This is a genomic window from Mesorhizobium sp. Root552 (assembly GCF_001427285.1).
Lineage (GTDB): Bacteria > Pseudomonadota > Alphaproteobacteria > Rhizobiales > Rhizobiaceae > Mesorhizobium.
Window position 1 is genome coordinate 155,506 of the sequence record NZ_LMFV01000012.1, and the last position, 12,942, is coordinate 168,447.

General features: G+C 61.0%; 15 protein-coding genes. 9 read left to right on the forward strand and 6 right to left on the reverse strand.

The window, feature by feature from the left end:
• Nucleotides 1-129 precede the first annotated feature (129 nt).
• The 4 genes from ccmA (at nt 130) to ASD50_RS07070 (ending at nt 2,374) form a co-directional block, all read left to right on the forward strand.
• Nucleotides 130-741 carry a heme ABC exporter ATP-binding protein CcmA gene (gene ccmA / locus ASD50_RS07055; RefSeq protein WP_056238031.1) on the forward strand — a complete coding sequence of 204 codons (612 nt, stop codon included), beginning with the start codon at nt 130-132 and terminating at the stop codon, nt 739-741.
• A gap of 81 nt (nt 742-822) precedes the next feature.
• Nucleotides 823-1,488: a heme exporter protein CcmB gene (gene ccmB / locus ASD50_RS07060; RefSeq protein ID WP_056238033.1), complete on the forward strand. Its 666-nt coding sequence runs from the start codon at nt 823-825 to the stop codon at nt 1,486-1,488.
• A 134-nt stretch (nt 1,489-1,622) separates the two neighbouring features.
• Entirely contained in the window at nt 1,623-1,796 is a 174-nt protein-coding gene (ccmD, locus tag ASD50_RS07065; protein ID WP_056238038.1) for a heme exporter protein CcmD, read from the forward strand.
• Between the two features lie 35 nt (nt 1,797-1,831).
• Nucleotides 1,832-2,374 (forward strand): DsbE family thiol:disulfide interchange protein, encoded by a 543-nt coding sequence (locus ASD50_RS07070; RefSeq protein ID WP_413813878.1) that lies wholly within the window; start codon nt 1,832-1,834, stop codon nt 2,372-2,374.
• Between the two features lie 10 nt (nt 2,375-2,384).
• Here ASD50_RS07070 and ASD50_RS23490 read toward each other — a convergent pair whose 3' ends face one another.
• The 6 genes from ASD50_RS23490 to ASD50_RS22340 form a co-directional block, all read right to left on the reverse strand.
• The gene (locus tag ASD50_RS23490) at nt 2,385-2,552 is read right to left on the reverse strand and encodes a hypothetical protein (RefSeq protein ID WP_164480440.1); all 168 of its coding nucleotides are present in this window, start codon (nt 2,550-2,552) and stop codon (nt 2,385-2,387) included.
• 156 nt (nt 2,553-2,708) lie between these two features.
• Entirely contained in the window at nt 2,709-3,368 is a 660-nt protein-coding gene (locus tag ASD50_RS07080) for a septation protein A (protein ID WP_056238050.1), read from the reverse strand.
• A 57-nt stretch (nt 3,369-3,425) separates the two neighbouring features.
• Nucleotides 3,426-5,087, reverse strand: coding sequence for a signal recognition particle-docking protein FtsY (ftsY, locus tag ASD50_RS07085; RefSeq protein WP_056238052.1), 1,662 nt, complete (start codon nt 5,085-5,087; stop codon nt 3,426-3,428).
• A gap of 14 nt (nt 5,088-5,101) precedes the next feature.
• Nucleotides 5,102-6,403: a tRNA (N(6)-L-threonylcarbamoyladenosine(37)-C(2))-methylthiotransferase MtaB gene (gene mtaB, locus ASD50_RS07090; protein ID WP_056238746.1), complete on the reverse strand. Its 1,302-nt coding sequence runs from the start codon at nt 6,401-6,403 to the stop codon at nt 5,102-5,104.
• Nucleotides 6,403-7,284 carry a diaminopimelate epimerase gene (gene dapF / locus ASD50_RS07095; protein WP_056238054.1) on the reverse strand — a complete coding sequence of 294 codons (882 nt, stop codon included), beginning with the start codon at nt 7,282-7,284 and terminating at the stop codon, nt 6,403-6,405. Before dapF ends, mtaB begins: the two co-directional genes overlap by 1 nt.
• 127 nt (nt 7,285-7,411) lie before the next feature.
• A complete protein-coding gene (locus ASD50_RS22340) occupies nt 7,412-7,573 on the reverse strand; it encodes a DUF1328 family protein (protein ID WP_082549527.1) in 162 nt (53 codons plus the stop codon).
• A gap of 223 nt (nt 7,574-7,796) precedes the next feature.
• Between ASD50_RS22340 and ASD50_RS07100 the strand changes: the two genes are divergently transcribed.
• The 5 genes from ASD50_RS07100 to sucD all read left to right on the forward strand — a co-directional run bounded on the left by ASD50_RS07100 (nt 7,797) and on the right by sucD (nt 12,928).
• A complete protein-coding gene (locus ASD50_RS07100; RefSeq protein ID WP_056238749.1) occupies nt 7,797-8,336 on the forward strand; it encodes a protease inhibitor Inh/omp19 family protein in 540 nt (179 codons plus the stop codon).
• Between the two features lie 31 nt (nt 8,337-8,367).
• Complete coding sequence (gene zapE, locus ASD50_RS07105; protein WP_056238058.1) at nt 8,368-9,588, forward strand: cell division protein ZapE; 1,221 nt, start codon at nt 8,368-8,370, stop codon at nt 9,586-9,588.
• 259 nt (nt 9,589-9,847) lie between these two features.
• On the forward strand, nt 9,848-10,816 hold the full coding sequence (gene mdh, locus ASD50_RS07110) for a malate dehydrogenase (protein ID WP_056238061.1): 969 nt from the start codon (nt 9,848-9,850) through the stop codon (nt 10,814-10,816).
• 15 nt (nt 10,817-10,831) lie between these two features.
• Nucleotides 10,832-12,028, forward strand: coding sequence for an ADP-forming succinate--CoA ligase subunit beta (gene sucC / locus ASD50_RS07115; protein WP_056238064.1), 1,197 nt, complete (start codon nt 10,832-10,834; stop codon nt 12,026-12,028).
• 3 nt (nt 12,029-12,031) lie between these two features.
• Nucleotides 12,032-12,928 carry a succinate--CoA ligase subunit alpha gene (sucD, locus tag ASD50_RS07120; protein ID WP_056238070.1) on the forward strand — a complete coding sequence of 299 codons (897 nt, stop codon included), beginning with the start codon at nt 12,032-12,034 and terminating at the stop codon, nt 12,926-12,928.
• Nucleotides 12,929-12,942: the final 14 nt, after the last annotated feature.

A 12,942-nucleotide genomic window follows, 5' to 3' on the forward strand; every position in this document is an offset into this window, starting at 1 on the left:
TTCCCAAGCCGACCGCTGGCTCGGTTGCCACGCATATAGAGAATTTTCTGGAATAGTTCTAGACACGGAATCGCCATTTTTGCCGCAGCCCAAAGCCGCAGCACTCAGACTTTGGACGGAGGAATATCCATGCGGCTGATCGCCGAAAATCTTGGCGGCGAGCGCGGCGGCGAAATCGTGTTTTCCAGCGTCGGTTTCGAACTCCATGACGGGCAGGCATTGATCGTTACCGGTCCTAATGGCTCCGGCAAATCGACGCTTTTACGCATCGTGGCCGGGCTTTTGCCGGCAGCGCAAGGCAGTGTGCACCTTGCGGATGCCGGTGAGGCGTATCCGTCGCCGGCTTCGGCCTGTCACTATCTGGGTCACCAGAATGCGATGAAAACGGCCCTGACAGTGACGGAGAACCTCGATTTCTGGCAGCGGTTCACCGGCGAACCGCGTCTTGCGATTGGCGAGGCGCTCGATGTCGTGGGGCTCGGCGGCATCGGGCATTTGCCCTACGGCTATCTTTCGACAGGCCAGAAACGTCGTATCTCGATTGCCAAGCTTTTGATCAACCATCGGCCGATCTGGCTCCTGGATGAACCCACCGCCGGTCTGGACAAGGCGTCGGAAGAGCGGTTTGCGGCGCTAATGACGACACATTGCGCTGCCGGGGGCATCGTAGTCGCCGCCACCCACTTGCCGCTCGGCATCGAGGCGCAGGAATTGCGGATGGGGGAGGCTGCGGGTGCGTAGCATTATGTATTGCCTTCAACCCGTTCGCTCCAAATGGCATCAATCGATGCCGAGTAATGTCGGCGGGGACCAATCACAGCCATGCTAGCGCTCTTCACCCGCGATCTGCGCCTTGGCGTACGTGCCGGTGGCGGAGCGCTGACCGGCGTCATCTTCTTTCTGGCCGTCATAGCTACAATTCCGTTCGGTGTCGGGCCCGATCTCAATCTGCTGGCCCGCATCGGGCCTGCGATACTTTGGATCGGGGCATTGCTGGCCTCGCTGCTCGGTCTCGACCGATTGTTCCAGGCTGACCGGGAAGACGGTTCGCTCGATCTTATGGTGCTTGCCGATGATCGCCATTTCCTCGCGCTGACGGTGCTGGTCAAATGCGCGGCGCATTGGGTTGGCGGCGTGCTGCCATTGGTGATTGCCGCGCCATTGCTCGGCCTGTTCATGAACATGGAGCCGCTGGCGATCGGCGCTACCGCCCTGACGTTGCTGGTCGGCACGCCTGCCATCACCTTTATCGGAGCCGCTGGTGCGGCAGTGGCAGTTGTTTTACCGCGTGGCGGGCTTCTGATTTCGGTTCTGGTGTTGCCCCTGACCATTCCCGTCCTGATATTCGGCGTTTCGGCCAGCTACGGCGCGCTGGCAGAGCCAGATCCGTTCCTGCAACCTTTTCTCATCTTGAGCGCGCTGACGCTGTTCCTTGCCGTTATCGGCCCGGCTGCAGCTGGTTTGGCGCTACGCCACGGCAGCGATTGATCACATTTGGTTCATGCGTATGTCTGCGGCGCGGTGGCCAATTGCGTGACCATCAGGCGAAGGCTAAGGGAAGGCATGATGGCGCAACATAGCGTGGTTCAGGCAATTGCAGGACGGGTGGCGGAGATCTGTACATGAGTACGCATGATCTTTATGTCGCTGCCGCTTACGCCGCGACCGCAGTCGTTCTCGTGGCGCTGGTGGGTTGGATTCTGCTTGATCGGCGTGCACGCCAAAAGGAACTTTCCGAACTTGAGGCATCCGGCATTCGCCGCCGGTCGGACCGGACGGGGGCCGCCAAATCGTGAGCAGTGAAGCGCAAAGGCCGGCTCGGCGCAGGCTCATGCCGCTGCTGCCATTGCTGGTTTTTCTTGGCCTGGCTGGCTTGTTCCTGTCGCAACTGATGTCGGGTCGCGACATTTCGGAAGTGCCGTCGGTGCTGATCGGGCACATCGCGCCCAATACCGAACTTCCGCCCCTCGAGGGCAGCGGGCTTGCCGGGCTCAAATCCCAGGACTTCATTGGCAAGGTGACGCTGGTCAACGTCTTTGCGTCGTGGTGCGCGCCGTGCCGGGAGGAACATCCCTTGCTGGTCGATCTGGCCAAGGACGATCGTTTCGTGCTGGCAGGCATGAACTACAAGGACAAGGGCGAGAATGCGCTCAAGTTCCTTGCGGAACTTGGCAATCCCTACAAGGCGATAGGCGCCGACGAGAATGGCCGCACCGGCATCGACTGGGGCGTTTACGGCGTGCCGGAAACCTTCGTCGTCGGCAAGGATGGCAAGATCGCCTACAAGCATGTCGGTCCGCTGACGCCGGACTCGCTGCGGACCAAACTGATGCCGGAAGTCGAGAAGGCGTTGGCCGCTCAAGCCTCTTCCTAAGGATAGACGCCTAGCCGAAGAATTGCTGGCGGACCTGGTAGAGCATTTCCGAGCGGCTGGCGCGCATATCGGCGAGGTCGCGGTCGGTCAAGTTGTTGATCTCGTCGACGATCCGGTTGTAGTCGTTGCGCCTGGCGATGCCGTTGCGGGCACGGGCGATGAGGTTGTCCAGGAACATGTTGTTCTCCATTGGCACCTCACAGGCGAGATGCGTTGTTCCTCCCTCAATTACGGAGTGTGACATGGTGATGCTGCGCTGCAAAAGCTAGATATTGCAGGGCAGCATTGTGTCCTGTGCATATGAGCCGATTTTGCGCTTAGGTGGTGGTCGGAGCTATTTCTTTTCCGTTTGCGCGTCGAGCGAATGGCGCATGATCAGGGGCATCTGGCTGGCCGTGAACAGTATGGTGATGGGTATGTTGGCCCATACCTTGAACGTCACCCAGAAGTCGGTCGAGAAATTGCGCCAGACAACCTCGTTGACGACGGCCATCAACAGGAAGAACAAGCCCCAGCGGAAGGTGAGCTTGCGCCAGCCTTCGGCGTCGAGCCTGAAAGCTGAATCGAAGACATAACCCAGCAGGGATTTGCCGAAGAACAGGCCACCGAGCAGGATAAAGCCGAAAAGGGCGTTGACGATGGTCGGCTTCATTTTGATGAAGACATCGTCCTGCAGGTAAAGGGTCAGCGTGCCGAAGATGAGAACGACGATGCCCGAAACCAGCGGCATGATCGGCAAGGTGCGGGTGAGCAGCCATGACACGATGAGCGCAAGCGCCGTCGCGATCATGAAAAGACCGGTGGCGATGAAGATAGGCCCCCCGAATTCCGTCAGGGCCGGAAACTTTTCCGCCAGCCACGCGGCTCGCGTATTGGCAAAGAAAAACACCAGGAGGGGGCCCAGCTCGAGCGCGAGCTTAAGCCCCGGATTGATAGCTGCCTTCTTTGCCTTTCGAGGGTCGGAAGGGTCGCTTTCGAAGATTGGGGCGTTCATGATGGCTCGCTACCGATGAAACTGATGGCTGGCGCCGAGTGAGATGAAGGAGACGTTCTATCCTACGCCAGCGATCGCCTTGGCGAAATCGCTGGCTGAAAATGGTTCGAGGTCATCGACCTGTTCGCCGACGCCGATAAAATAAACCGGCAGCTTGTGCTTTGCAGCGATGGCGACAAGAATGCCGCCGCGCGCGGTGCCGTCGAGCTTGGTCATGACCAGGCCGTTTACCCCGGCAATATTGCGGAAAATCTCGACCTGGTTCAGCGCGTTCTGGCCGGTGGTGGCATCCACGGTCTGCAACACGGTGTGCGGCGCTTCCGGATCGAGCTTGCCAAGTACGCGCACGATCTTTTCCAGTTCCGCCATCAGTTCAGCCTTGTTCTGCAGCCGGCCGGCGGTGTCAATGATGAGTACGTCCGAGCCTGCCGCCTTGGCCTTCTCGAAGGCGTCGTAGGCGAGGCCCGCGGCATCCGCACCAAGCTTGGTGGCGACAACGGGCGAACCGGTGCGTTCGCCCCAGATCTTGAGCTGCTCGATGGCGGCGGCGCGGAAGGTATCTCCGGCCGCCAGCATCACCGACAGGCCGCCTTCGGTCAGCTTGGCCGCCAGCTTGCCGATCGTGGTGGTCTTGCCGGTGCCGTTGACCCCGACGACCAGCACGACATGGGGCTTGTGCGACAGATCGAGTTCCAGCGATCGGGCGACCGGCGCCAGCACCTTTTCCACCTCCGCCGCCATGACGGCGCGGACTTCGGCGTCGGACACGTCCTTACCGTAGCGACTGGAGGCGAGCGAGTCGGTGACACGAAGCGCGGTCTCGACGCCGAGATCGGCGCGTATCAGCACGTCCTCCAGATCCTGAAGCGTTTCATCGTCCAACTTGCGCTTGGTGAAAACGCCGGCGATGTTCCCGGACAGCTCGCGCGACGAGCGCGCCAGCCCGTCCTTCATGCGCTGGAACCAGGAGAGTTTCGGCGCAGGCTCGGCGGGCGCAACCGGCTGAACCTCGGTCTTCTCCTCGACCTTTTTGGCGACGGTCACCTTACCGGCGGCGGGTTTTGGCGCAGGCGGGGCGGGTGGCGAAGTAGGTGCCGGCTCCGGCGCGATCTCGACCGGCAGCGGGTCGGCTTCGATTGGAGGCTGACGAACTGGTAGTGCAACCTCGGCGACGGGTGCGACTTCCGGCTGTACGGGCTCGAGCCTTTCAGGAGCGGTCGGTGCGATATCAGCCGGGGCCAAAGGTTCGGGCTCAGCTTCGTTCTGTCTTTCGACGGCAGCTTCTTCAACCGGTGAGATTTCCGGCCGAGGGGATACATGCAGGACCGGTTCCTGCTCCGCTACCGGCTCCGGTTCTTCCGTTTTTTCTACGGGCGCGGGCTCAATTTCGGGCTCCGGCGCGGATGGCGCTTCCTGTAGAGGCTCCGCTACGGAATCGACAGCCGGCTCGGCCGGTATCGTCTCCGGTGAGGGAAGCTCGTCTGAACGAACCTCGATGACAGGTTCGACCACCTGCGGCTGAGGCGATTCTTGAGTCGGTTGCTCGGAAAGCTGTGGTTCGCTTTCAGGCTCGGGAGCCGCAGCCTGCTGAATCTCGTCAGAGGCTGGCTTCAAGGCGTCGAAGTTAAGCGGCGGAAGCGGGGCCGTCTCGTCGATCTTTTCCTCGACGACTTCCTTCCTGCCGAAGGAGAATACTTTCTTGATGAAGCCGAAGGCCATGCGGTCTCTCTACTTCAAGCTGCCTGGGCGGCCAGCGGCGCGGCAACAAGCCGTTTGCCGTCATGGCCGGTAATGACCGCATCGATGATCTCGCCCGGCTCCCCGGCGTCGATGGCCGCCAGGGTAAAGCCTTCGGTACGACCAAGGCCCTGGCGCTCGACCAGGATCGACTGGCTGCTGCCTTGCAGGCGTTCGAGATGGCGGCGATAGGCGGCTTCGCCGGCAGCGCGCAATCGTCCGGCGCGTTGCTTGACGACGTCGCGCCTTACCTGGGGCATACGCGCGGCGGGCGTGCCTTCCCGTGGCGAGAACGGAAAGACGTGCAAGTGCGTCAGGCCGCATTCTTCGACAATTTTCAGCGAACTCTCAAACATCTCGTCGGTTTCGGTCGGGAAGCCGGCAATGATGTCGGCGCCGAAAACGACATCGGGGCGCAGCTTGCGGACCTCCGAGCAGAAGCGAATGGAATCGGCACGCAGATGCCGGCGCTTCATGCGCTTCAGGATCATGTCGTCGCCCGATTGCAGTGAAAGGTGCAGGTGCGGCATCAGCCGCCTTTCGGTCGCGATTGCTTCCAGAAGCTCGTCGTCGGCTTCGATTGAGTCGATTGAGGATAGTCTTAGCCGTTTCACCTCCGGCACCTGCCGCAAGATGGTCCTTACCAGACGCCCAAGCTTTGGGCTGCCGGGAAGATCAGCGCCGAAGCTGGTCATGTCGACGCCTGACAGCACCACTTCCGCATAGCCATTGCCCGCGAGCCGCTTGATCTGCTCGACGACGGCCCCCATCGGAACTGAGCGCGAATTGCCGCGCCCGTAGGGAATGATGCAGAAGGTGCAGCGGTGGTCGCAGCCGTTCTGCACCTGAACGAATGCGCGGGCGCGTCCTTCGATGGCATCGACCATGTGCGAGGCGGTTTCGCGAACGGAAAAGATGTCGTTGACCCGCGCCTTTTCGAAGTCGTTGACGCCGAAATCAGGTAATGCCCGATAGGAATGCGCCGTGAGCTTTTCCTCGTTGCCAAGGATAAGGTCGACCTCGTCCATGGCGACGAAGTCCTGCGGGCCGGTCTGGGCGGCGCAACCGGTCACTATGATGCGGGCATCCGGATGTTCGCGGCGTGCCTTGCGCACTGCCTGCTTGGCCTGGCGCACGGCTTCGCCGGTTACAGCACAGGTGTTGAAGATGATCGCGCCGCCGGCAAGTTCACCAAGCCCCGCCTTTTCGGCCTCGCGACGCATGACTTCCGACTCGTAAGTGTTGAGCCGGCAGCCAAAGGTAACGACCTCAATGCCCTTGGTTTCTTCTGCACTCATCAGGCCGCGCTTTCCGTGTCGCGCTGCCACGCGCCGGTAGCCGGGTCAAACGTGCCGGAGAACTCCCACTCGGCGGCGCCAGTCAAGACCACATGGTCGTCTTCGCGCCATTCGACGTGCAAAGGGCCTCCCGGAGCAGTCAGATTGACGTTTCGTCCGGTCCGGCGGGTACGGGCCGCCGCCACCGCGGCTGCACATGCGGCAGATCCGCATGCCCTGGTCAGGCCAGCGCCACGCTCCCAGGTTCGGATCGTCAACGCATCAGGTCCGGTTACTTGCGCTATGGTGATATTGGCGCGTTCGGGAAACAGCGGATGGTTTTCCAGCATCGGGCCGAAACGGTCGAGTTCGTAGGACCAGACGTCGTTGTCGACCCAGAAAATGGCGTGGGGGTTGCCCATCGACACGGCGGATGGCGAATGCAGCACGGGCGCATCGATCGGCCCGACCTGCAGTTCGATCATGCGGGTGTCACGGAATTCCTCGGCCAGCGGAATCTCTTGCCAGCCGAAACGGGGCGTTCCCATATCCACGGAAATCTGGCCGTCGGCATGTTCGGTAGCGTTGAGGATGCCGGCCAGTGTCTCGAAAGTGAAAGCCTTGCGGCCTGTTTCGGCGGCGAGCGCCTGTACGACGCAACGGGTGCCGTTGCCACAGGCCTGGGCAGACGTTCCGTCGGAATTGAGGATGGCGATGTAGTAGTCGGTGCCGGGCGTCCGCGCGTCGTGGATCGCCATGATCTGGTCGAACTTGGTCGCCGCATCAGCATCGAGCGCCAACGCCGCAGCCGTGCTTACAGTGTCGGCGCGACCGCGCATGTCGGCGACGATAATCTCGTTGCCGATGCCGTTCATCTTGGCGAAGGGAGCCGCGCCTGCCATTGATCCGTTCGTTTCCGCCACAGCAATTCCCGGAAAAGTGACTGGCGGTTTTCCGTGCGGAACTGCGAAGTTCAAATATCTGGCGCTATATGGCGGAAACGGGCGGCAATTACCAGTGCAACCGGTCTCAGGCAACGGCGAAAAGGCCCAGCACAACCAACAGGAATATGATCAGCACTATGCCTATCAAGATACGCGCGCCTGTCGCCGCCGCTCCGGCAAGGGCCGGCATGCCGAGCAGGCTCGCCGCCGCAGCGACGATGAGAAGAATGAGAATCCATTTGATCATGACGGGCCTCCGACACGGCAAGATACGTGCCGGGAAAATGCGTGCCGTGGCGTTGAGTTCCTTCTACCGGCGCGCGAACCGCACCACTGCTGCAGTTTTGCAACAAATCTGAAGTCAAAACCCTATTTTAACCATATCCGGTTGAAATTCTGCCACCTTCACCATCTTGGTAGGGGTATCCATTTTTCGAACGGCGCCCATGAAAGGTCCCGTGGAGGTTGCGATGGCACATTTGAGAACCGGCCTGATTGCTGCATTCGGAGCCGTGTTGCTGGTGAGCGGATGCTCAAGCACACGCTTCTCCTCCATGGATTCGACACAGCCGGAGCCGTTACAAGCTTCGCCTTCGGGCACAGTTTCATCCAGCCAGTTGCCGCCGCCGGCAACGCCAGCGCCGACCGATCCCTCGCAGTTCCCGGCGGCTCCACAGAATACGCAAGTGGCCGCGCTGCCTACCGATGGAAGCGCGCCTGCAGGCGCAGCGGACCTGACCGCTTCGAGCGTTGCCGGTGTCTGGACCGCCAATGTCGCCGGCCAAAGCTGCAAGGTAGCAACCCCGCAGACCAAGTTCGGCCAGGGTTATCGCGCCGGACCTTTGCGCTGCCCGGCGCCGGTCGATGGCGTCAAGTCGTGGAACGTAGCGGGCAAGCAGCTTACCCTTTACGATCAGGATGGTGGCACGCTGGCACGGCTCTATTCTTCGGGAGCCGGCAAATTCGACGGCCAGACTTCCAATGGGCAAGCCATTTCGCTAACACGCTAAGCCGGACAGGGCTTATTCGGCGAAGAGACAGATGCACCTGCGTGACGGCCTCCAGACCCACGCGACCGTCAGGCAGCGCTACGACCATCTGGTCGAAAGCGGCGCCGTGGTGCGCGATACCGAGCAGTTGCGCATCGCTGCGCGGCTGGACAAGCTGATCGACACCATTTCGGCAAAGCGGGTCGCTCAAAAATCGAGCGCGCTAGGCTGGCTGTTCGGGCGCAAGCGCGAGGTGCGCGAAGTGGTCAAGGGCCTGTACATCCATGGTGGCGTCGGGCGCGGCAAAACCATGCTGATGGACATGTTTTTCGAACTCGTTCCGGTCAGGCGTAAGCGCCGTGCCCATTTCAACGACTTCATGGCCGATGTGCACGACCGTATCCAGAAGCATCGCCAGGCGCGCAAGGAAGGGACGGTCAAGGAGGACGACCCCATTCCACCTGTGGCCCGTGCGCTCGCCGAAGAAGCCTGGGTTTTGTGCTTCGATGAGTTCACCGTTACCGATATTGCCGATGCCATGGTGCTTTCACGCCTGTTTTCAGCGTTGTTTGCAGATGGCGTGGTTCTTGTCGCCACCTCCAATGTCGCGCCGGTCAATCTCTATCGAGACGGGCTGAACCGGCAGCTTTTCATACCGTTCATCGGCATATTGGAACGGCATACCGAAGTTCTGGCGCTGGACAGCGACAAGGACTACCGGTTAGAAAAGCTGAACAACCTTCCGGTCTATGTGACGCCGGCAGATGCGAGCGCCGATGCAGCGCTCGATACGGCATGGTCGACCATGACCGAAGACCTGCCGGAGAAAGCTGTAGAGATCAGGATCAAGGGCCGCACGGTGGAGGTGCCGCGCGCCGTGGAACGCGCGGCCCGTTTCTCATTTGCCGAACTTTGCGACGCGCCTCTCGGTGCCCGCGATTATCTGGCGATTGCGGAACGCTTCGACACGATCTTCATCGACCATGTTCCCGTTCTCGATCAGACCCGGCGCAATCCCACCAAGCGCTTCATTCTTTTGATCGACACGCTCTACGATACGCACAAGCGGCTTGTGATCAGTGCCGAGGATCGGCCTGAGAGGCTCTATGCGGGCAGACCAGGCGTGACTGAGGCTTTCGAGTTCGACCGTACGGCTTCAAGATTGATCGAAATGCAAAGCCGCGACTGGCTGGATGCATGGGCGGAACGGCACGAGGCGAATGAGGGCGACGTTATTGGTGGGAGCGAAATGACAGCGCGAGCCATCTCTTGATTGCGGACGTGGCCGCTCCGCTCATGATTTCCAGTTTCCGAAGCGTCAACAAACCTGTCCATCGGGAAAGTTATTTGACGTTTACGTAAATCAAACCGTTTATAACCGATTGAAATTTCAGGCGTGGAAATAATCGTTTGAATTTTTTTAAGGCCGGGTCTATGGGGTGCGGCGAATTCTCGCGGGTTCACCGCACCCTACCGGCCTCACCTTCGACGCCGTCGTGGCGCCGTCACAGAAAAAGGGAATTGATCCTGACATGGCACGCAACAAGATAGCGCTCATCGGCTCGGGCATGATCGGCGGCACGCTCGCCCATCTGATCGGTCTCAAGGAACTCGGCGATGTCGTCTTGTTCGACATCGCTGAAGGCATTCCGCAGGGCAAGGGCCTGGACCTGGCGGAGTCTTCGCCGGTCGACGGTTTCGATACGCGCTATGTCGGCGTCAACGACTATGCGGGCATCGAGGGCGCGGATGTGTGCATCGTCACCGCCGGTGTGCCGCGCAAGCCCGGCATGAGCCGCGACGACCTTTTGGGCATCAACCTGAAGGTTATGGAGCAGGTTGGCGCCGGCATCAAGAAGTATGCTCCCAAGGCGTTTGTCATCTGCATCACCAATCCGCTCGACGCGATGGTGTGGGCGCTGCAGAAGTTCTCCGGCCTGCCCAAGAGCCATGTCATCGGCATGGCCGGCGTGCTGGATTCCTCGCGCTTCCGTTATTTCCTGGCTGAAGAGTTCAAGGTGTCGGTGGAAGACGTCAGCGCCATGACGCTCGGCGGCCACGGCGACGACATGGTGCCGATGACGCGTTATTCCACCGTTGCCGGCATTCCCCTTCCCGATCTGGTGAAGATGGGCTGGACCTCCAAGGACAAGCTCGACGCCATCGTCGAGCGTACCCGCAAGGGTGGCGGCGAGATCGTGGCTCTGCTCAAGACCGGTTCGGCTTACTATGCTCCGGCGGCCTCGGCGGTTGCCATGGCCGAGGCCTACCTCAAGGACAAGAAGCGGGTCCTGCCCTGCGCCGCGCACCTCAACGGCCAGTATGGCGTCAAGGACACCTATGTCGGCGTGCCGGTCGTGATCGGCGCCGGTGGTGTCGAACGCATCATCGAACTCGATTTCAGCAAGGCCGAGCAGAAGATGTTCGAGAAGTCCGTCGGCGCAGTGCAGGCGCTCACCGAGGCTTGCGTCAAGATCGCCCCGCAACTCGCCAAGAAGTGACCGGAGGCATATCGGATGAACATTCATGAGTATCAGGGCAAGCAGCTCCTGAAAGGCTTTGGTGCGCCGGTCGCCGATGGCGTTCCGGTGTTCAAGGCAAACGAGGCGGAAGCCGCCGCGAAAGCTCTGCCAGGCCCGCTTTATGTCGTGAAGAGCCAGATCCATGCCGGCGGACGCGGCAAGGGCAAGTTCAAGGAACTGCCGGCGGATGCCAAGGGCGGTGTCCGCCTTGCCAAGTCGGTGGCCGAGGTGGTGGCCAACGTCAACGAGATGCTGGGCGCGACGCTGGTCACCAAGCAGACCGGCCCGGCCGGCAAGCAGGTCAACCGTCTCTACATCGAGGACGGCGCCGATATCGACCGCGAGCTTTATCTTTCGCTCTTGGTCGACCGTTCGGTCGGGCGTGTTGCCTTCGTCGTTTCGACCGAAGGCGGCATGGATATCGAGACGGTGGCGCATGACACGCCGGAAAAGATCGTTACGGCTGCGATCGACCCCGAAAAGGGCGTCACCGCCGATGACGTCAGGAAGCTCAATGCGGCGCTGAAACTTGGCGGCGAAGCGGCGAAGGACGGCGAGACGCTGTTTCCTCTGCTCTACAAGGCCTTCGTCGAGAAGGACATGAGCCTGCTCGAGGTCAACCCGCTGATCGTGATGAAGAATGGCCGGTTGCGCGTGCTCGATGCCAAGGTGTCGTTCGACAACAACGCGCTGTTCCGTCATCCGGACGTTCTTGAACTGCGCGACACCACCGAAGAGGACGAAAAGGAAATCGAGGCGTCGAAGTACGACCTCGCCTACGTCGCGCTCGACGGCAATATCGGCTGCATGGTCAATGGCGCGGGCCTTGCCATGGCGACGATGGACATCATCAAGCTCTATGGTGCCGAGCCGGCGAACTTCCTTGATGTCGGCGGCGGCGCCTCCAAGGAGAAGGTGACGGCAGCCTTCAAGATCATCACCAAGGACCCGGCCGTCAAAGGCATCCTCGTCAATATCTTCGGCGGCATCATGAAATGCGACGTCATTGCCGAAGGCGTGGTCGCGGCGGTCAAGGAAGTCGGCCTCAAGGTGCCGCTGGTGGTCAGGCTCGAGGGGACCAATGTCGAACTCGGCAAGAAGATTATCCGCGAAAGCGGACTGAACGTGACGTCGGCCGACGATCTCGATGACGCTGCGCAAAAGATCGTCAAGGCCGTGAAGGGGAACTGAGCCGTGTCCATTCTCATCAACAAAGACACCAAGGTTCTCGTCCAGGGCCTGACCGGCAAGACGGGCTCGTTCCATACCGAACAGGCTCTGGCCTATCACGGCACCAAGATGGTTGGCGGCATCCACCCGAAGAAGGGTGGAGAGAAGTGGGACGGCTCGGTGCCGTTGCCGATCTTTGCTACCGTTGCCGAAGGCAGGGAGAAGACCGGTGCCACCGCGTCCGTTGTCTATGTGCCACCGGCAGGTGCTGCCGCCGCTATCATCGAGGCGATCGAAGCTGAAATGCCGCTGATCGTGTGCATTACCGAAGGCATTCCGGTGATGGACATGGTCAAGGTAAAGGCCCGGCTCGACAAGTCGAAGTCGCGGCTGATCGGGCCGAATTGCCCGGGCATCGTCACGCCCGACGAATGCAAGATCGGCATCATGCCCGGTAACATCTTCCGCAAGGGGTCGGTTGGCGTTGTTTCCCGCTCGGGAACGCTTACCTATGAGGCTGTGTTCCAGACCACCAATGCGGGCCTTGGCCAGACCACTGCGGTCGGCATCGGCGGCGATCCGGTCAAGGGTACGGAGTTTATCGACGTGCTGGAGATGTTCCTGGCCGACGAGGATACCAAGTCGATCATCATGATCGGCGAGATCGGCGGTTCGGCGGAAGAAGACGCTGCCCAGTTCCTCAAGGACGAGGCCAAGCGCGGGCGCAAGAAGCCGATGGCGGGCTTCATCGCCGGCCGTACTGCGCCGGCAGGCCGCACCATGGGCCACGCGGGCGCCGTCATCTCCGGCGGCAAGGGCGGAGCGGAAGACAAGATCGCTGCGATGGAAGCTGCCGGCATCAAGGTTTCGCCGTCGCCGGCACGACTGGGAACGACACTGGTCGAAGCGATCAAAGGCTGATTGACGCGCCGGGC

Excerpts from the sequence above, each read along its gene's own strand:
- ASD50_RS22340 (WP_082549527.1), bottom strand. The coding sequence starts at position 7,573 with ATGATCAAATGGATTCTCATTCTTCTCATCGTCGCTGCGGCGGCGAGC.
- ccmB (WP_056238033.1), top strand. The coding sequence starts at position 823 with ATGCTAGCGCTCTTCACCCGCGATCTGCGCCTTGGCGTACGTGCCGGT.
- ASD50_RS07080 (WP_056238050.1), bottom strand. The coding sequence starts at position 3,368 with ATGAACGCCCCAATCTTCGAAAGCGACCCTTCCGACCCTCGAAAGGCA.
- ASD50_RS07070 (WP_413813878.1), top strand. The coding sequence starts at position 1,832 with ATGCCGCTGCTGCCATTGCTGGTTTTTCTTGGCCTGGCTGGCTTGTTC.
- dapF (WP_056238054.1), bottom strand. The coding sequence starts at position 7,284 with ATGGCAGGCGCGGCTCCCTTCGCCAAGATGAACGGCATCGGCAACGAG.
- mtaB (WP_056238746.1), bottom strand. The coding sequence starts at position 6,403 with ATGAGTGCAGAAGAAACCAAGGGCATTGAGGTCGTTACCTTTGGCTGC.
- zapE (WP_056238058.1), top strand. The coding sequence starts at position 8,368 with ATGCACCTGCGTGACGGCCTCCAGACCCACGCGACCGTCAGGCAGCGC.
- mdh (WP_056238061.1), top strand. The coding sequence starts at position 9,848 with ATGGCACGCAACAAGATAGCGCTCATCGGCTCGGGCATGATCGGCGGC.
- sucC (WP_056238064.1), top strand. The coding sequence starts at position 10,832 with ATGAACATTCATGAGTATCAGGGCAAGCAGCTCCTGAAAGGCTTTGGT.
- ASD50_RS07100 (WP_056238749.1), top strand. The coding sequence starts at position 7,797 with ATGGCACATTTGAGAACCGGCCTGATTGCTGCATTCGGAGCCGTGTTG.
- ccmD (WP_056238038.1), top strand. The coding sequence starts at position 1,623 with ATGAGTACGCATGATCTTTATGTCGCTGCCGCTTACGCCGCGACCGCA.
- ASD50_RS23490 (WP_164480440.1), bottom strand. The coding sequence starts at position 2,552 with ATGTTCCTGGACAACCTCATCGCCCGTGCCCGCAACGGCATCGCCAGG.
- ccmA (WP_056238031.1), top strand. The coding sequence starts at position 130 with ATGCGGCTGATCGCCGAAAATCTTGGCGGCGAGCGCGGCGGCGAAATC.
- ftsY (WP_056238052.1), bottom strand. The coding sequence starts at position 5,087 with ATGGCCTTCGGCTTCATCAAGAAAGTATTCTCCTTCGGCAGGAAGGAA.